Origin of the sequence: Microvirga pakistanensis (genome assembly GCF_004458765.1) — a bacterium.
Taxonomy (GTDB): Bacteria; Pseudomonadota; Alphaproteobacteria; order Rhizobiales; family Beijerinckiaceae; genus Microvirga; species Microvirga pakistanensis.
Genome location: NZ_SPJX01000012.1, coordinates 70,505 through 87,887 on the forward strand (window position 1 = coordinate 70,505; position 17,383 = coordinate 87,887).

Consider the following 17,383-nt stretch of genomic DNA (forward strand, 5'->3'; position numbering starts at 1 on the left):
TGCCGAGCACGATTGGCTGCTCCCTGGCCGTGCATGCCTCCGATGGGTGTTTGATCCGGGACATTTGACCCTCCGACTTTAGACATTAGTTTTGGGGAACCGCTCCCCAGGCACGCGCGGGACGAAGGATCGTTCATGTCCACCTATCGCCTCGACACGTTGCTCTCGCCCCGGTCCATCGCGGTCGTGGGGGCCAGCCCGCGTCCGGGCTCGCTGGGGCTGACCTTCCTGAGAAACCTGATTCAGGGCGGCTTTCCCGGGGCGCTCTATCCGGTCAATCCGCACCATGAGGAGATCGAGGGGCGGCCCTGTTTCGCGTCGATCGCGAGGCTTCCCGAAACGCCGGATCTCGTCGTGATCGCCGTGCCGCCCCCCAACGTGCTGGACGTGGTCGAGGATGCGGGCCGGAGGAGCGTGGCTGCCGCCATCATCGCCACCGCCGGTCTCGGCCACGGATCAGATTCCCTGTCCGATCAGGTGAGGCTCGCGGCGCGGCGCCATGGCCTGCGCATCGTCGGGCCGAACTGCATCGGCGTTCTTTCGCCCCGCGCGCGGATGAACGCGAGCTTCGCGGCCCATGACGCGAAGCCCGGGGACCTGGCGCTCATCTCCCAATCGGGCGCGGTTGCGGTGGGGCTCGTGGAATGGGCTGCGCAGCGGCAGGTCGGCTTTTCCGCCATCGTGTCGCTGGGCGACAAGGTCGACGTGGATTTCAGCGACTGCCTCGACTTCTTTTCCGCCGATGCGGGCACGCGCGCGATCCTGCTCTACATCGAGTCGATCGGGAACGCGAAGAAGTTCATGTCGGCCGCCCGTGCGGCTGCCCGCATCAAGCCCGTGGTGGTGATCAAGGCCGGACGCCATGCGCAGGGCGCGAAGGCGGCGGCCACGCATACCGGCGCCCTGGCGGGCTCCGACGCCGTCTACGACGCCGCTTTCCGCCGGGCGGGCCTGCTGCGCGTTCTGGATCTCGACCAGCTTTTCGCGGCGGCCGAGACCCTCGGCCGGCAGAAGCCGTTTCCCGGCAACCGGCTTGCGCTGCTCACCAATGGCGGCGGCGTCGGCGTCCTGGCCACGGATCGCCTCGTCGACATGGGCGGAACGCTGGCCGGCGTTTCGCCGGCGACCTTCGACAAGCTGAACGCCATTCTCCCGCCCACATGGTCGAAAGCCAATCCGGTGGACATCATCGGCGATGCCGATCCGGCCCGTTACGCAGGCGCCCTCGAAGCGCTGCTCGACGATCCGGAGAACGATGCGATCCTCATCCTGAACGTGCCGACGGCGGTCGCGGGCGCAGCCGACGTGGCGAGAGCGGTCACCGACGTGATCAAGCGTCACCGCGCCAAGGGGTATCGGCAGAAGCCGGTCTTCGCAGCCTGGATCGGCGAGGATCCGGATTCCGCCCGCGCCTTCGAAGCGGCGCGCGTTCCGCATTACGCGACCGAAGCCGACGCCGTGCGCGGCTTCCTTCAGCTCGTGCGGTACCGAGAGGCCCAGACCGAGCTGATGGAGACGCCCGACAACCTTCCCCACGATTTCTCGCCGGACCCGGAGGCCGCCCGCGTGATCGTCGCGGAGGTTCTGCGCCAGGACCGGCGCTGGCTCAATCCCCTCGAGGTCGATGCGCTGCTCAGGGCCTACGATATTCCGACCGCACCCGTGTCCCTGGCCAAAACACCGGACGAGGCGGTCGACGCTGCAAGGCCCATCATTGCGCAAGGAGGGCGCGTGGCCGTGAAGGTGCTCTCGCCCGACATCGTGCACAAGTCCGATATCGGCGGCGTCCAGCTCGATCTCTCCACGGAGGAATCGGTGCGCAAAGCCGCCGCCGACATCTTCGAGCGGGCCGCGCGCCTGCGGCCCGACGCCTCGATCACGGGCGTCATGGTTCAGCCCATGGTGCGCCGAGCCAAAGCGCGTGAGCTGATCGCGGGGCTCGCGGACGATCCGTCCTTCGGCCCGGTCGTGCTGTTCGGGCGCGGCGGAACCGCCGTGGAGGTCATCAACGACCGGGCGCTCGCCCTGCCGCCGCTCGATCTCAAGCTCGCGGACGATCTCATCGCCCGCACCCGGGTGTCGCGCCGGCTCAAGGCCTACCGGGACGTTCCGGCCGCCGACGAGCGCGCGATCGCGCTCACCCTCGTCAAGCTCGCGCAGCTTGCCGCGGACGTGCCCGAGGTGCGCGAACTCGACATCAATCCGCTTCTCGCCGACCACGATGGCGTGATCGCCGTGGACGCGCGCGTGCTCGTGGCGCCCGAGGTGAAGAAGGGAAGCGGGCACCCGCGCTTCGCCGTCAGGCCCTATCCGGCGGAGTGGGAGCGCAGCGTCGCCCTGCGCAACGGGCGCAGGGCCTTCGTGCGTCCCGTCAGGCCGGAGGACGAGGAGGAGTTCAGGCGCTTCTTCGAGAAGATCACGCCGGAGGATCTGCGCCTGCGCTTCTTCGCGCCGGTCCGCGATTTCAGCCACACCTTCCTGGCGCGGCTCACGCAGCTCGACTACGCCCGCGCCATCGCGTTCGTGGCCTTCGACGAACAGACCGGCGAGATGATGGGAGCGGTTCGCCTCCACGCCGACGCGAACCACGAGACGGGCGAATACGGCATTCTCCTGCGCTCCGACCTCAAGGGGCTCGGCCTGGGCTGGATCCTCATGCGCCTGATGATCGAATGGGCCAAGGTGGAGGGCTTGCACGAGATCGACGGGCAGGTCCTGCGGGAAAACACCACGATGCTCGACATGTGCCGCAGCCTCGGCTTCTCGGTGCGCATCGATCCGGACGATCCGGAGCTGCGCCTGGTGACACTCCCCATCGCGTCCATCGAAGAGCCCGGCAAGCTGGCCGATGCCGTCTAAAGCATCGGACCCAAAAGTGGGCCCGCTTTTGGGATCAATCCGAGGCATCTAAACGTAAATGGCCCGCTTCTTAAGCGGGCCATGGCATGACGGATCGTCAGGCTCGAATCTTAATGATCGTCGTCGAGTCCGCCGATATGCTTCTGGGCGTAGAGCTCGACGCCGATCTGCTCGACGAGGTTGAGCTGGGTCTCCAGGAAGTCGATGTGGCCTTCCTCGTCGGCCATCAGCTCTTCGAAGAGGTTCTTCGACACGCGGTCGCCGATGCTGTCGCAATAAGCGGCGGCCTCGCCGTAGAGATTGCGGGCGTCGTATTCGGCCGCGAGATCCGATTCGAGAATCTCCTGGATGTTCTGGCCGATGCGGAGCGGATCGAGCACCTGCAGGTTGGCGAAGCCCTCGAGGAAGATGATGCGTTCGATGAAGCGGTCGGCGTGGTGCATCTCCTCGATGGATTCCTTGCGCCACGTCTTGGCGAGTTCCTTGTATCCCCAATCGTCGAGGAGCCGGTAATGCAGCCAGTACTGGTTGACCGCCGTCAGCTCGCTGCGCAGGCCGCGATTGAGATACTCGATAACTTTCGGATCACCCTTCATCCTATCCTCACATCAAAACGGCGACAAAAACGTCGGACCTTCTTTAGAGGATTTATGAACTAGGGTGGAACCCCCATTGTTCAAAGATGCGGCTCGGCGGCCACTTTTTCGAGGGAAGCGGGGCAGCAGCCCCGCTGGCAGGAGGCCGCCGGCTCCGCTCCCGCATCGGCCAGCGCCTTGTCCATGATGTCCCGGATCGTGCGGGCGCAGCGTCCGCAATTGGGGCTGCAGCCCAGGCAGCGATAGACCTGCGCGGGCGTGCGCGGGCAGCCCGGCCCCGGCTTGAGACAGGCCTTCACATCGCCGTCGGAGAGGATGTTGCAGGAGCAGACGATCATGGGATTTCTAGTTTAGAACTATTAAAAACAATGTTTGATTTCAAACACTTACATGAATTCCCGACCGGGCGCCAGAGTGTTTGGCGCGCCCAGATGCCACAGCGGGAGAGAGGCTGTCGTCAGCCCAGGCGCCGGAAGAGGCTCGGATAATCCAGGACGAAGCCGTCCTCGTCCACGGGCAGCTCGGCCTCGAAGCCGCTGTCGAGGCTCTCGAAACGGTAGCGGGAGCCCGGTGCGAGGGCGGTGTAGCGCTGGCTCTGCGGGGAGACGGCCAGGTCCGGAACGGCGATGTAGCAGAGGCGGATCTCGGCGGCGGCTCCGGCCCTCCATTCGAGCCGGCGGATCGGCAGGGTGTTGGTCAGCGGCGTCGCCTGGATGTCCACGTCGAGGCAGCCCTGCAGATCCGGCCGGGACTTGCCGTTCTCGCTCCAGCTTCCCTGCCCGTTGCTCTCCAGGTCCAGCACCTGTCCGGACGTGGTCTGAAGATGGACGCTCCTGGTTCGCCAGGCGGAATCCACTCTGAGGCGGTAATGCAGGCCGAACTTCGCTCCGTCCTCCTGGCCGATGACGACCCCTGAGATCGTGAGGCCCCCATCGGCAGGGCGCACGTCGGCCTGTTCCATGCCGGCCGCGCAGCCGTCCCAGGCCGACCAGCGGAGCGTGCGGAAGATCAGGGGGCGGGCGGGCATGGCGGCCTCCAAGCTGAGCAAGGGAGAGAATATGCCATCCCGCCGCTTTTTCGAGCCCGCTGTTACTCCCGCACGACGATCACGTGCAGCCTCCGGGGACCGTGAGCGCCGAGCAGCAGGGTCTGCTCGATGTCGCCGGATCGGGAGGGGCCCGTGATCCAGTTCACCGTGCGCGGCATGCCGCCCTTGCCGAAGGAGAAGCGCACGCGGTTCCACACGGACTCGTAGTCGCTCGTGATGTCCTTCGCCGACACGACGATGATGTGGTTGTCGGGCAGGAAGTTGAGGGTGGAGGGGTTCTCCGGTCCCGAGATCATGGCGAGCGTGCCGGTCTCGGCCACGCCGCCGAAGGCGTGGCTGACGGCATTGAGGTCGCCGCCCCCGCTCGGGCCGTGCGAGATCTCCAGCGTCGTGTCGCTCCAGGGCATCGCCTGCAGGCGCGGGTCGTCCCCCATGCGCAGGGTCGCAGGCAGATTGTGGTTGCGCAGGAACAACGCGATGGATTGCGGCACCTCCCCGGGGGAGCCGACTTCCGTGACGGTGGCGAGCGAGGCCTCCGCCATGGTCTTGAACAGACCGACGCGCTCCTCGCCGGAGACCTGTCCGCGCGCGGGGACCACGCCCCTCGGCGCACGCTCCAGCCGGTCCTGCACGATCTGCCGGCGGATGGCTTCACTGCCCTTCACGCCGAGCGAGCGGCGGATGCCGGCCAAGATGTCGTCGCGGGCGCTCATGCGGTCCTCCTGCTGCGCTCGCGCTGCCAGCGCGCCTGGAACGTCTCGCCCTGCGGGGCAGGGAAGTCCCGGTGCTTCGTCCATCCCTTGGCGAGCGGCAGCCAGGAGAAGCGGCCGCGCCGGCGCCCGGCGAAGCCGAGGGTCGCCATGGCGGCGCGGGTGGCGAACCGGTAGAGGGCAGGGCGCTTGGCGAAGAAGCCCCAGAGGTTCAGTCCGGAACGGACCGAGGCGGGGGTGAGGTGCCGCTCGAATTCCCGCTCGCGCCAGTGGCGCATGAGCTTGGGCAGCGGAATGCGCACGGGGCACACGCTCTCGCAGCGGCCGCAGAAGGTGGAGGCGTTGGGCAGGTGCCCGGCCTTGTCGACGCCGATGAGCGACGGCGTGAGCACCGCGCCCATGGGGCCGGGATAGACCCAGCCATAGGCATGTCCGCCCACCGCGTGATAGACCGGGCAATGGTTCATGCACGCGCCGCAGCGGATGCAGCGCAGCATCTCCTCGAAGCTCGTGCCGAGCATGGAGGAGCGCCCGTTGTCGATCAGCACCACGTGGTAGTTCTCAGGGCCGTCCGCATCGCCAGGGCGGCGCGGGCCGGTCGAGAAGGTCGTGTAGACCGACATCTCCTGGCCCGTGGCCGAACGCGCGAGAACGCGCAGGAGCTGGCTCACGTCCTCGAGCGTCGGCACAAGCTTCTCGATGGACGCGAGAACTACGTGCGTCTTCGGCAGGATCTGCGTCAGGTCGCCGTTGCCTTCGTTGGTGACGATGATCGACGTGCCGGTCTCGGCCACCAGGAAGTTCGCCCCCGTGATGCCCACATCCGCCGCCAGGAACCGCTCGCGCAGCACGGCGCGCGCTTCGGTGAGTAGCTGCACGGGCTCGGAGAGGTCGCGCTTGGCGTCGAGATGCGTGTGGACGCGCCGGAAATCCTGCTCGACCTGGCTTGCGTTCAGGTGCACGGCGGGCGCGATGATGTGGCTCGGCAGCTCGTTGCGCAGCTGGATGATGTATTCGCCCAGATCCGTCTCGACCGGCGTGATCCCGTTGGCTTCCAGGTAGTGGTTGATCCCGATTTCCTCGGAGATCATCGACTTGCCCTTGGTCACGGTCTTGGCGCCGGCCTCGCGGCAGATCTTCAGGATGATCTCGCGCGCCTCGTCCGCGTTGCGGGCAAAATGCACGTGGCCGCCGGAGGCCTTCACCTTCGCCTCGTACGCCTCGAGGTACAGGTCGAGATGTTCGAGCGTGTGGTTCTTGATGTCGCGCGCGGAATCCCGCAGGGCCTCGAATTCGGGCAGCTTGTCGGCCGCGGCCTGCCGCTTGTCGATGAAGCCCTGCTTCACGTTGTTCAGCGCTTTCTGCAGCTGGACATCGTGCAGCGCGCGGGTGGCGTTCTGCTTGAATTGGGGAGACGTGGTGTGAACGGTCATGGTTCTTTTACTTGTGCGCCGCGTCCTTGGCGAGGCCGATGGCCGGCTCGTCCGTCATGTTGGCGAGAACCTCGGCCACGTGCCGCACCTCGACGGGCCTGCCGTCGCGGCTGAGCTTGCCGGCCATGTTCATGAGGCAGCCGAGATCGCCCGCCAGAAGGGTCTGGGCATGCGCGGCTTCCACGTTCTTGGCCTTGGCGTCGACGATGGAGCTGGAGATGTCGCTGTACTTCACCGCGAAGGTTCCGCCGAAGCCGCAGCACACGTCGCTGTCGTTCATCTCGACGAGGGTGAGGCCCTTCACGCCCGACAGGAGCAGGCGCGGCTGGGTCTTCACCCCCAGCTCCCGGAGGCCCGAGCAGGAATCGTGGTAGGTGACGGCTCCTTGGAAGGTCGCGTCGACATGCGTGACGCCGAGCACGTCCACCAGGAAGCTCGTCAACTCGAAGGTCTTGGCCGCGAGCGCGCTCGCCTTGGCGCGCCAGTTCGGGTCCTCTTCGAACAGCTCCGGATAATGTTTCCTAATCATCCCGGCGCAGGAGCCCGAGGGGGCCACCACGTAGTCGAAGCCCTGGAAGGTTTCGATCATCCGCATGGCTAGGTCGCGGGTGGTGCCCCGGTCGCCCGAGTTGTAGGCGGGCTGGCCGCAGCAGGTCTGAACGGGCGCCTCGACGATGCAGCCCGCATCCTCCAGGAGCTTGACGGCCGCGAAACCCACGGAGGGACGCATCAGGTCGACGAGGCAGGTCACGAAAAGGCCGACACGGGGTGTCCCGGGCCGGCTGGAAGGCAGAGCGCTCATTGAGTGGCCTTTTGCCCCTGGGCGTCGAACTGCTTCAGGTAGGCAACAAGATCGTTGATCCTCTGCTCGTCCTTGAGGCCCGCATAGATCATTTTGGTGCCCGGGACCTTGGCCTTCGGGTTCTGGATGTATTCGCGGAAGGTCGCTTCGTCCCAGGTGAGTCCGGAATTCTTGTTGGCGGGCGAATAGTTATAACCTTCGACCGATCCGGCGGCGCGGCCGATGAGGCCGTTCAGGTGAGGCCCGACCGCATTTTTGGCGTTCGGGCCGACCTGGTGGCAGGCGCGGCACTGCGCGAACACCTTCTCGCCGGCGGCGGCGTCCTGGGCCTGGGCCTGGGTGAGCCCCACGAGCAGGAGGGCGGCAGAGAGAACCAAGGAACGCATCAAAAACTCCTTTGCTGGATAGGGGCCCCACCTTAGAGAGGCTCTACATTATTGGAAATATCTCGCAAGGCCAGCTACCGTATCTCGAAAAGGCAGCCATGCTGCGCAAGCAATCGGAAAAAACGCCCAGGGAGGGTGCCATGACCATCGCATTTCCCAAGCCGGACGAGGCCGTGCTGGCCCGCCGCAAGGAGATCATCGAGGGTTTGGGGCGACTTGTCGCGCCGGAGGCCCTCATCGTGTCGGAGGACGAGCGACGGGCCTTCGAGACCGACGGCCTGACCGCCTATCGGCAGATGCCGCTGGCCGTGGTGCTGCCCTCCTCCACGGACGAGGTCTCGGCCGTCCTGCGGTTCTGTCACGAGCATGGGGTCAAGGTGGTGCCGCGCGGCGCGGGAACCTCCCTGTGCGGAGGCGCGATCCCCCAGCCGGACGCCATCGTCCTCGGGGTCGCCAAGATGAACCGGGTGCTGGACGTCAGCTTCGAGAATCGCACGGCGCGAGTCCAGGCCGGCATCACCAATCTTGGAATCAGCCAGGCGGTGTCGCACGAGGGCTTCTTCTACGCCCCTGACCCGTCGAGCCAGCTCGCCTGCACGATCGCAGGCAACATCGCCATGAATTCAGGCGGGGCGCATTGCCTGAAATACGGCGTGACCACCAACAACCTTTTGGGCGTCACGATGGTGATGCTCGACGGCACGGTGGTGGAGATCGGCGGCGAGCATCTCGACAGCCCGGGCTACGACCTGCTCGGCCTCGTCTGCGGCTCGGAGGGGCAGCTCGGCGTCGTCACCGAAGCGGTGGTGCGCATTCTTCGCGCGGCGGAGGGCGCGCGTCCCGCGCTCTTCGGTTTCGCGTCGGTGGAGGATGCGGGGGCCTGCGTCGCGGCGATCATCGGCGCGGGCATCATCCCGGTGGCGCTCGAATACATGGACAAGCCCGCCATCCAGATCTGCGAGGCCTTCGCCCATGCGGGCTACCCGCTCGACGTGGAGGCCATGCTCATCGTGGAGGTGGAGGGCTCCGGCCAGGAGATCGACGACATGCTCCGGCGCATCGTGGCGATCGCGGAACCCTTCAGGCCGAAGACCATGAAGGTTTCGCAGTCGGAAGCCGAGAGCGCCGCGATCTGGAAGGGCCGCAAGTCGGCCTTCGGCGCGACGGGCCGCGTGGCCGACTACATCTGCATGGACGGCACGATCCCCACGGGCCAGTTGCCGCACGTGCTCAAGCGGATCGACGAGATCGCGAAATCCTACGGGCTGGGCGTCGCCAACGTGTTCCATGCGGGCGACGGCAACCTGCATCCGCTCGTCATGTTCAACACCAACGTGCCCGGCGAGATGGAGAAGGCCGAGAAGGCCGGCGAGGACATTCTCAGGCTCTGCGTGGAGGTCGGCGGCTGCCTGACCGGCGAGCACGGCGTCGGCATCGAGAAGCGCGATCTCATGACCTGCCAGTTCAACGAGGCCGATCTCGCGCAGCAGATGCGCGTGCGCGGCGTGTTCGATCCGCTCTGGCTGCTCAACCCCGCCAAGGTGTTCCCCCTCGAAGGAAGGCTCGCCGCGTGACAACCCATCTCCCCCGCGACGAGCAGGACGCCTCCGCGATCATTCGCGACGCTTCCGAGAAGGGCATTCTGCTCAGCCTCTCCGGCAGTAACACGAAAGCCGAGATGGGCCGTCCCAACCAGACGGACGCTTCGATCTCGTCGGCTGCGCTGACCGGCGTCACGCTCTACGAGCCCGCCGAGATGGTGATCTCCGCCCGCAGCGGCACGCCCGTCTCCGAGGTGGTGCGCACTCTCGCTGGGAAGGGACAGGAACTTCCCTTCGAGCCCATGGATTACCGCCCGCTGCTCGGTACCGGGGGCGAGCCCACCATCGGGGCGGTGGCGGCCATGAACCTCTCCGGTCCGCGGCGCATCATGGCCGGGGCCGCGCGCGACAGCCTCATCGGCGTGCGCTTCGTCAACGGTCGCGGCGAGGTGGTGAAATCCGGCGGCCGCGTCATGAAGAACGTCACCGGCCTCGATCTCGTGAAGCTCATGGCGGGCTCCTGGGGCACGCTCGGCTTCCTCACCGAGGTCACCTTCAAGGTGCTGCCCAAACAGGAGCGCATGGTGACGCTGGTGCTGCGCGGCCTCAAGGACGATCGCGCCATCGAGGCGCTCTCGCAGGCGCTCGGCTCGCCCTTCGACATCACGGGCGCCGCCCATATCCCGGCGCGCAACCGGCAGGGGGCGAGCACGCTGATCCGGCTCGAAGGGTTCTCCGTGTCGGTCGATTACCGCCTCGGCGAACTGCGCCGCCTGCTCAAGCGCTTCGGCGGCTCCACGGACATCCTGGAGGGCCGGGGCGCGGAGGCCGTCTGGCAGTCGCTGCGCGACGCGACCGTGCTGACCGATGGCGCCGGCCGGGCGATCTGGCGCGTCTCGACGGCGCCCATGAAGGGGCCGGACCTCACCAAGCGCATCGCCGAGGCGCTCGATGCGCAATGGTTCTACGACTGGGGCGGCGGCCTCGTCTGGATCTCGACGCCGGTCGACGGCGACGCGGGAGCCTCCGTCCTGCGCGAGGCGACGCAAGCGCTCGGCGGCCATGCGACGCTCGTGCGCGCCCCGGCCGAAACCCGCTCTGCCGTGGATGTCTTCGAGCCGCAGGGCGAGACGCTGATGACGCTCACGAAAGGCATCAAGGCCTCCCTCGATCCCGCCGGGATCCTCAATCCGGGCCGGATGTATGCGGGGGTCTGAGATGTCCGGCGCCGCCGCGATGGAATCCGCCGCCGGCAGGAGCGGCCTGCCGCCTGCCGCCTATGCCCTCGTGGCTCTCGCGCTCGTTGCGGCCACCGCCGTGATCCTCTACGCCATGGGCCGCACGCCGATCTGCACCTGCGGCACCGTGGAGCTCTGGCACGGCGTGGTGCGCGATTCCGGCAACTCGCAGCACCTGACGGACTGGTACACCCCCTCGCACGTCATTCACGGATTCCTGTTCTATTGCGGCGCATGGCTCATCGGCCGCTTGCCCGGAAAGCCGCTGCCGTTCGGCGCCGCGCTGCTCCTCGCCATCGGCGTGGAGGCCGCGTGGGAGATCCTCGAGAACACCGACATGGTGATCGAGCGCTATCGTGCGACGAATATCGCCCTCGACTATTACGGCGACAGCGTCATCAACTCGGTTTCGGATATTTTTGCCATGATCCTCGGGTTCTCTCTCGCCCGAACTCTCCCGATCTGGCTGACCATCGCGGTGGCCGTGCTGATGGAGCTGTTCGTCGGGTACTGGATCCACGACAATCTGGCCTTGAACATCATCATGCTGATCCATCCGATCGAGGCGATCAACCAGTGGCAATCGGCGGTCTGAGATAAAACGATGCAAACCAATTTCACGCCCGAGCAGCTCGAAAACCCGGCGATGGCCTCGTCGGAGAAGATCCTGCGCACCTGCGTCCATTGCGGGTTCTGCACGGCCACATGCCCGACCTATCTGCTTCTCGGCGACGAGCTCGACTCGCCACGGGGGCGCATCTATCTCATCAAGGACATGCTGGAGAGCGGCAAGCCCGCCTCGCCTGAGGTGGTGAAGCATATCGACCGCTGCCTGTCCTGCCTGTCCTGCATGACCACCTGTCCGTCGGGCGTGCATTACATGCACCTCGTCGACCATGCCCGCTCTTATATCGAAGCCACCTATACGCGGCCCGGGCATGATCGCTTCCTGCGCGGGCTGCTGGCGCGGGTTCTGCCCTATCCGAACCGCTTCCGCGTCGCCATCGGGGCCGCCTTGCTCGCCAGACCCCTCAAGGGACTGATCGGCGCGCTGCCTTTCATGGGCAGCCGGCTGAAGGCCATGATCGAGCTCGCGCCCACCCGGATGCCGCCCCGTTCGCCCCTGGGCGATCCCCGCACGTTCGCGGCCGAAGGGGAGCGCCGCGCCCGCGTGGCCATCCTTTCCGGCTGCGCCCAGCCGGTGCTCAAGCCAGGCTTCAACGAGGCCGCCATCCGCCTGCTCAACCGGCACGGCGTCGAGGTCGTGCAGCCGAAGGGGGAGGGGTGCTGCGGCGCGCTCGTTCACCACATGGGACGCGACCGGCAGGGCCACGCATTCGCCAAGCGCAACATCGACGCGTGGATCGCCGAGATGGACGGTGAGGGCCTGGACGCCATCGTCATCACCGCGTCCGGCTGCGGCACCACGATCAAGGATTACGGGTTCATGTTCCGGGACGACCCGGATTATGCCGAGAAGGCGGCCCGGGTCTCGGCGATCGCCAAGGACATCGCCGAATACGCCATGACCCTCGACCTCTCGGATCCGGTGCGGGAGACCGACCTGGTGGTCGCCTATCATTCCGCCTGTTCCATGCAGCACGGCCAAGCCATCCGCACGGAACCCAAGACCCTGCTGAAGAAGGCGGGCTTCGTGGTCAAGGATGTGCCGGAAGGCCATATCTGCTGCGGCTCGGCCGGCACCTACAACCTGCTCCAGCCCGAGATCGCCGCGCAGCTGAGAGCCCGGAAGGTCGCCAATATCGAGCGCACGAAGCCCGACCTGATCGCCACCGGCAATATCGGCTGCATGACCCAGATCGGAAAGGGGACCGAGATTCCGATCGTCCACACGGTCGAGCTTCTGGACTGGGCCACCGGCGGCCCGCTGCCGGAAAGCCTCGAAAAGGCGGGTTTCCAGAAACGCCTGTCGCAGCCCGCGTCCCTGGCGGCCGAGTGAATCCGCCGCAGCTCAGCGAAATGAAATTTCGTTTCCATCGGGGGTGACTCTGCGGTAAAAGGTGCCCCAGGTATGACGAGCAGGCGTGAAGGGGCGGCACCATGTCTTCGGGTTGGACGTCTTTCAGAAACCGATTTGGCAGCAAGAAGTCGCAGGACGAGGGGATCGGCGTTTTGTCCCATCAGGCTGACGCTGGGGCACCCGTGGCCGCCGTTGCGCTCGCGCCCCAGGAGAGGTCCGAGCCCATCATCGCGCGCCCCAACGGCAGCCTCGACTCAGTGGGGCAGAAGAACGAGCTGATCCGCGTCCGCTTCGCCAACATGATCGACCGGCTGGAGGAGATCCGCAGCCTCAAGGAGGATTTCGCCCTCCTGAGCGAGCCGGTGAGCGATCTCATCCGCTCCTATCCCCAGCTCCAGTCGCGCCTGCTCGAGACGGAGGCCGTCCTCAAGCAGGAGACCGAGACCACGGCTTCGCTTCGCCGCGAGCTGTACGATCTCAACACGCTGCACGCCCGCGCCATGGACGACCTGGCCGCCACGGTGTCCCAGCTGCGCAAGGCCGAGTCCAAGACCCGCGAGCAGGAATCCCACATCGAGGATCTGCGCCTCAATGTGAAGGACAAGGAGGCGATGGTCGCCGATCTCGAGAACCAGCTTGCCATCGAGACCGAGCGCGCCCGCAACATCACGGAAGAGAACCAGGCCCTGCGCCTGGAGGCGCAGGAGGCCGACCAGACGGTCGCCCGCGCCGAGCGCGAGCTGATCGAGACCCGCGAGCGCAACGGCCTCCTCGACCATGAGGTGAAACGCCTGCAGAAGGTGGCCGAGGAGCAGAACTATCGACTCTCCAGCCTGACCAACCGCTACGGCGAGATCGAGACCCAGCTCGAGGCTACCCGTCAGCGCGCCTCCGAGCTCGAGACAAAGCTCATGGCCGAGCAGGTGCTGCGCCAGCGGCTCGAGACGCAGCTCGATTCCGAGCGCTCCTCGCACCAGACCGACCTTTCGGCGTTGGATATGAAGATCGAGGGTCTCAACTCGCGGCTTGCGGCCACCGACAAGATCCTCGCCCACACGCGCGACCAGCTGCGCGACAAGAACGAGGCGCTGCGCGGCGTCGAGCGCAACCTCAAGGAAACGACCATCGAGAAGAACACCCTCGACCGTCGCCTCGAGGCGACTCAGCAGGAGGTCGAGCGTCAGGTGGCCATGGTCAACGAGCTCCAGCGCTCCCGGATCGAGCTGCAGGAGCGTGTCGAGATGCTCAACAAGGCCATCGCCGCCAAGGACTTCCAGATCGAGAGCTCCGACAACAAGCTGGCGAGCCTTTCCGAGCGGATCGATCAGCTCACCAAGCGCTTCGAGCAGGAGCGCAACACGCTGGAGGCCGCCAATCGCCGCCTCACGGAGGAGCTGCAGAACGAGAAGGCCGAGCGCTCCCTCGTGCAGGGCGCCCTCGAGATCGCCCGCGAGAGCCGCATCAAAATCCAGAAGAAGTACATCGCGCTGCGCAAGAAGACCCGCCTCGACGCGCAGGAGGACGATGCAGGCCTCCTCGGCGAGGAGGCGGTTGCGGTCGAAACGAACGTCCATCCCCTGAAGTCCGCGGAAGCGGAGTAGTCAATCGAGCAAGGGCCCGGTGCAGATCCGGGGCCCTTGCTCTCATAAGACCGCAGAAGAAAAGAAGGCGGTCTCCGCTCCCCTAGATGGCTCTCACCAGCGCATGACGCTTACGGCCGGCGCTCAGCACGAGCACGCCATCGCGCAGATCAGTCCCCCTTGCGAGGGCGCTCTCGTCCGTGATGGGCGCTCCGTTCAGCTTGGCTCCGCCCCCCTTGATCAAACGACGCGCCTCGCTGCGCGATGCGGCAAGCCCTGCCAGGTGAAGGAGCGCCGCCAGAGGAGTGCCAGCGTCCAGATCCACGCTCGGGATTTCGATGCTGGGCAATCCTTGCGCCACCGTATGATCCGAGAAAGCGCGGTGCGCCGTCTCCGCGGCTTCGCGGGCTGCATCCTCGCCATGGGCGAGGCGCGTCACTTCGGTTGCAAGGATTTCCTTCGCTTCGTTGATCTCGGCTCCCTGCAACCGAGCCAGGCGCTGCACCTCGTCGAGCGGCAATTCGGTGAAGAGGCGAAGGAAGCGCGCCACGTCGTCGTCCTCGGTGTTGCGCCAGAACTGCCAGAACTCGTAAGGCGGGAGACGATCGCCGTTGAGCCAGACGGTGCCGCCCGCCGTTTTGCCCATCTTGGTTCCCGACGAGGTGGTCAGAAGCGGCGTGGTCAGGCCGAAGAGCTGCCGCTGGTCGATGCGGCGGGCCAGCTCGATGCCGTTGACGATGTTGCCCCACTGATCCGATCCGCCCATCTGCAGCACGCAGGAATGACGACGCGACAGCTCCAGGAAATCGAAGGCCTGCAGCACCATGTAGTTGAACTCCAGCAGCGTCAGAGGCTGTTCGCGCTCGAGCCGCTGGCGCACGCTGTCGAAACTGAGCATGCGGTTGATCGTGAAATGCGTGCCGAACTCGCGCAGGAACGGCAGGTAACGCAGGGGATCGAGCCAGTCCGCATTGTCCACCATCACCGCATCGGTTGGCCCGTCACCGAAGGTGAGGTATTGCGAGAACACCTTCCTGATCCCGGCGCTGTTCTGCGCGATCTGCTCATCGCTCAGCAGAGGGCGGCTGGTGTCGCGGAAGCTCGGATCGCCGAGCTGCGTCGTGCCGCCGCCCATCAGGATGATGGGCTTGTGTCCCGTCTTCTGCAGCCATCGCAGCACCATGATTTGGACGAGGCTGCCGGCATGGAGGCTGTCCGCCGTGGCATCGAAGCCGACATAGGCCGCAATGGGACCCGCGCAGAGCGCCTCGTCGAGGGCTGCGATATCGGTGCATTGGTGAACGAAGCCGCGTTCGGTGAGCGTCTTCAGAAAGGTCGATCCGGGCTGGGTCATCAGAGTCTCCTGGGCTTGGGGAAAGCCGCAGACCGGAGACCGATCCCAAAATGAAAACGCCGCCGGCATGCGGCGGCATGGATCGTAAGGTCGCAACCAAACGCAGCCGCCCTATGGGGACGGCGTATAATAGCTGACGAAGATGGTGTGGCCTGTGATCATGGATGCATGTCTACCGGTGTTCCCCTGTTCCGTCAATGGCGCGAACATAGCAGCCGCGATGGACCTACCCTTGGAAAGCGGGCCAGCGGCGCCACTTCTGCGGCAGGCAGGATTCTGTTGAGAGGCGCAATCGCGCCTTGCGAAGGTTGAAGAGAAGCCGCAATCGCAGCAATCCGTGAACATGGGCCGCAGCCCCGAGCAAAGGACACCACCGATGGCACATCATCCCGCAATCGCTCCGAACCGCGTCGCCGTGATCACGGGTGCCGCGAGCGGCATCGGGTTGGCCGCAGCCAAGCGGTTCGCGGAGCTCGGCATGAAGGTCTGCCTGGCCGACCTGCCCGGAGAGGCGCTGGAGCGCGCGGCCGCCGAAGTGGGCGGTCTCGGCGGCTCTCAGAACGTGCTCGCCGTTCCTGCCGATGTCGGCCGCCGCCAGGACGTGGAGAACCTGAGGGACCAAGCCATGGCCGCCTTCGGCGAGGTCGCCGTGCTGATGAACAATGCCGGCACGGAGGGCGGCGGGCAGCTCTTCGGCGATCCGCAGCGCTGGCAGGCCATTCTGCAGACCAATCTCTGGGGCGTCATCAATGGCGTGCAGGTCTTTGCACCCGCCATGGCCGAGCAGGGCACGCCCTGTGCCATCATCAATACGGGCTCGAAACAGGGCATCACCACCCCGCCTGGCGACACCGCCTATAATGTGTCGAAGGCTGGCGTCAAAGTGGTGACGGAAGCCCTGTCGCACGAATTGCGCAACAGGCCGGGCTGCCAAGTGACCGCCCATCTTCTGATCCCCGGCTTCGTGTTCACGGGTTTCACCCGGGCCAGGGGCGTGACCGAGAAGCCCGCTGGGGCTTGGACTCCCGAACAGGTCATCGATTTCCTGCTGCCGGCCCTGGAGCGGGGCGATTTCTATGTGCTCTGCCCGGACAACGAGACGACCCGCGCCATGGACGAGGAGCGCATCCGCTGGGCCGCCGGGGACATCATCGAGAACCGTCCCGCTCTGTCCCGGTGGCATCCCGACTTCAAGGAGGCGTTCGGGAAGGTGATGGAGGGCAAATGAACCACCCGTTCGACCCCTCCGCCTTCCGCGCCCAGGTCGCGCGCCTGCTCGACGACCACGCCCGCGCGTTCGCGGTCGCGCCGCAGCGGCATGCCGTTCTGCGGCGGCAGATCGACAACGGGGACGACATCCATTCCCGGAGCACGTTGCCCGGTCACGTGACCACATCGGCCTTCATCCTCGACGGGGCGGGCCGGCGGATCCTGCTGATCCATCATCTCTCCCTCTCGCGATGGCTGCAGCCGGGCGGTCACTACGAGGCGCCCGAGAGCCTCGCGGAATCCGCCCTGCGCGAAGCCTTCGAGGAGACCGGCGTTCAGGATCTCGCCCTCGACCCGTGGCACGGGGCTTGCGGCCTTCCGATCGACATCGACAGCCATCTCATCCCGGCCCGGCCTCAGAAGGGCGAGCCGGAGCACTGGCACCACGACATCCGCTACGTCGTGCGGGCGGTAGAGGGCGGTCTGCGCCCCGATCCGTCGGAGGTGCTCGCGGCCCGGTGGCACGATGTGAGGGAGCTCGAAGCCATTGCGCCCGAGGCCCTGCGGAATATGCAACGGCTCGGCCTTGTCCGCCTCTAACAAACCGGGGGGCTGCCCTTACATGAAGCTTTCATGATCCATGCGC

General features: G+C 66.2%; 16 protein-coding genes. 8 read left to right on the plus strand and 8 right to left on the minus strand.

Annotated features, from left to right (window positions below; genetic code table 11):
- The first annotated feature begins 135 nt into the window (after window positions 1–135).
- Window positions 136–2,859 carry a bifunctional acetate--CoA ligase family protein/GNAT family N-acetyltransferase gene (locus E4K09_RS00380; protein ID WP_134494153.1) on the plus strand — a complete coding sequence of 908 codons (2,724 nt, stop codon included), beginning with the start codon at window positions 136–138 and terminating at the stop codon, window positions 2,857–2,859.
- Between the two features lie 110 nt (window positions 2,860–2,969).
- Here E4K09_RS00380 and bfr read toward each other — a convergent pair whose 3' ends face one another.
- The 7 genes from bfr to E4K09_RS00415 form a co-directional block, all read right to left on the minus strand.
- Window positions 2,970–3,455 carry a bacterioferritin gene (gene bfr, locus E4K09_RS00385; protein WP_134494155.1) on the minus strand — a complete coding sequence of 162 codons (486 nt, stop codon included), beginning with the start codon at window positions 3,453–3,455 and terminating at the stop codon, window positions 2,970–2,972.
- Between the two features lie 80 nt (window positions 3,456–3,535).
- Window positions 3,536–3,793 carry a (2Fe-2S)-binding protein gene (locus E4K09_RS00390; protein ID WP_134494157.1) on the minus strand — a complete coding sequence of 86 codons (258 nt, stop codon included), beginning with the start codon at window positions 3,791–3,793 and terminating at the stop codon, window positions 3,536–3,538.
- A gap of 119 nt (window positions 3,794–3,912) precedes the next feature.
- Window positions 3,913–4,482 (minus strand): putative glycolipid-binding domain-containing protein, encoded by a 570-nt coding sequence (locus E4K09_RS00395; RefSeq protein ID WP_134494159.1) that lies wholly within the window; start codon window positions 4,480–4,482, stop codon window positions 3,913–3,915.
- Window positions 4,483–4,544: 62 nt separating this feature from the next.
- The gene (locus tag E4K09_RS00400) at window positions 4,545–5,216 is read right to left on the minus strand and encodes a LutC/YkgG family protein (RefSeq protein ID WP_134494161.1); all 672 of its coding nucleotides are present in this window, start codon (window positions 5,214–5,216) and stop codon (window positions 4,545–4,547) included.
- Complete coding sequence (locus E4K09_RS00405; protein ID WP_134494163.1) at window positions 5,213–6,646, minus strand: LutB/LldF family L-lactate oxidation iron-sulfur protein; 1,434 nt, start codon at window positions 6,644–6,646, stop codon at window positions 5,213–5,215. The genes E4K09_RS00400 and E4K09_RS00405 overlap by 4 nt, the downstream gene beginning before the upstream one ends.
- 7 nt (window positions 6,647–6,653) lie before the next feature.
- A complete protein-coding gene (locus tag E4K09_RS00410; RefSeq protein ID WP_134494165.1) occupies window positions 6,654–7,448 on the minus strand; it encodes a (Fe-S)-binding protein in 795 nt (264 codons plus the stop codon).
- A complete protein-coding gene (locus E4K09_RS00415; RefSeq protein WP_134494167.1) occupies window positions 7,445–7,834 on the minus strand; it encodes a c-type cytochrome in 390 nt (129 codons plus the stop codon). The genes E4K09_RS00410 and E4K09_RS00415 overlap by 4 nt, the downstream gene beginning before the upstream one ends.
- 140 nt (window positions 7,835–7,974) lie before the next feature.
- Between E4K09_RS00415 and E4K09_RS00420 the strand changes: the two genes are divergently transcribed.
- The 5 genes from E4K09_RS00420 (at window position 7,975) to E4K09_RS00440 (ending at window position 14,195) form a co-directional block, all read left to right on the plus strand.
- Window positions 7,975–9,408 (plus strand): FAD-linked oxidase C-terminal domain-containing protein, encoded by a 1,434-nt coding sequence (locus E4K09_RS00420; protein WP_134494169.1) that lies wholly within the window; start codon window positions 7,975–7,977, stop codon window positions 9,406–9,408.
- Window positions 9,405–10,592, plus strand: a complete 1,188-nt coding sequence (locus tag E4K09_RS00425; protein ID WP_134494171.1) for an FAD-binding protein — start codon at window positions 9,405–9,407, stop codon at window positions 10,590–10,592. Before E4K09_RS00420 ends, E4K09_RS00425 begins: the two co-directional genes overlap by 4 nt.
- Window position 10,593: 1 nt before the next feature.
- Complete coding sequence (locus E4K09_RS00430; RefSeq protein WP_134494173.1) at window positions 10,594–11,208, plus strand: DUF2585 domain-containing protein; 615 nt, start codon at window positions 10,594–10,596, stop codon at window positions 11,206–11,208.
- Window positions 11,209–11,217: 9 nt separating this feature from the next.
- Complete coding sequence (gene glcF, locus E4K09_RS00435; RefSeq protein ID WP_134494175.1) at window positions 11,218–12,573, plus strand: glycolate oxidase subunit GlcF; 1,356 nt, start codon at window positions 11,218–11,220, stop codon at window positions 12,571–12,573.
- A gap of 173 nt (window positions 12,574–12,746) precedes the next feature.
- Window positions 12,747–14,195, plus strand: coding sequence for a chromosome partitioning protein ParA (locus E4K09_RS00440; RefSeq protein ID WP_134494177.1), 1,449 nt, complete (start codon window positions 12,747–12,749; stop codon window positions 14,193–14,195).
- A gap of 82 nt (window positions 14,196–14,277) precedes the next feature.
- Here the strand turns inward: E4K09_RS00440 and tyrS are convergent, their stop codons facing one another.
- Window positions 14,278–15,528 (minus strand): tyrosine--tRNA ligase, encoded by a 1,251-nt coding sequence (gene tyrS, locus E4K09_RS00445; RefSeq protein WP_134494179.1) that lies wholly within the window; start codon window positions 15,526–15,528, stop codon window positions 14,278–14,280.
- 376 nt (window positions 15,529–15,904) lie between these two features.
- On the opposite strand from tyrS, the gene E4K09_RS00450 reads away from it, so the two are divergent.
- A complete protein-coding gene (locus tag E4K09_RS00450) occupies window positions 15,905–16,756 on the plus strand; it encodes an SDR family NAD(P)-dependent oxidoreductase (RefSeq protein ID WP_134494181.1) in 852 nt (283 codons plus the stop codon).
- Complete coding sequence (locus tag E4K09_RS00455; RefSeq protein WP_134494182.1) at window positions 16,753–17,337, plus strand: NUDIX hydrolase; 585 nt, start codon at window positions 16,753–16,755, stop codon at window positions 17,335–17,337. Before E4K09_RS00450 ends, E4K09_RS00455 begins: the two co-directional genes overlap by 4 nt.
- The last annotated feature ends 46 nt before the right edge of the window (window positions 17,338–17,383 follow it).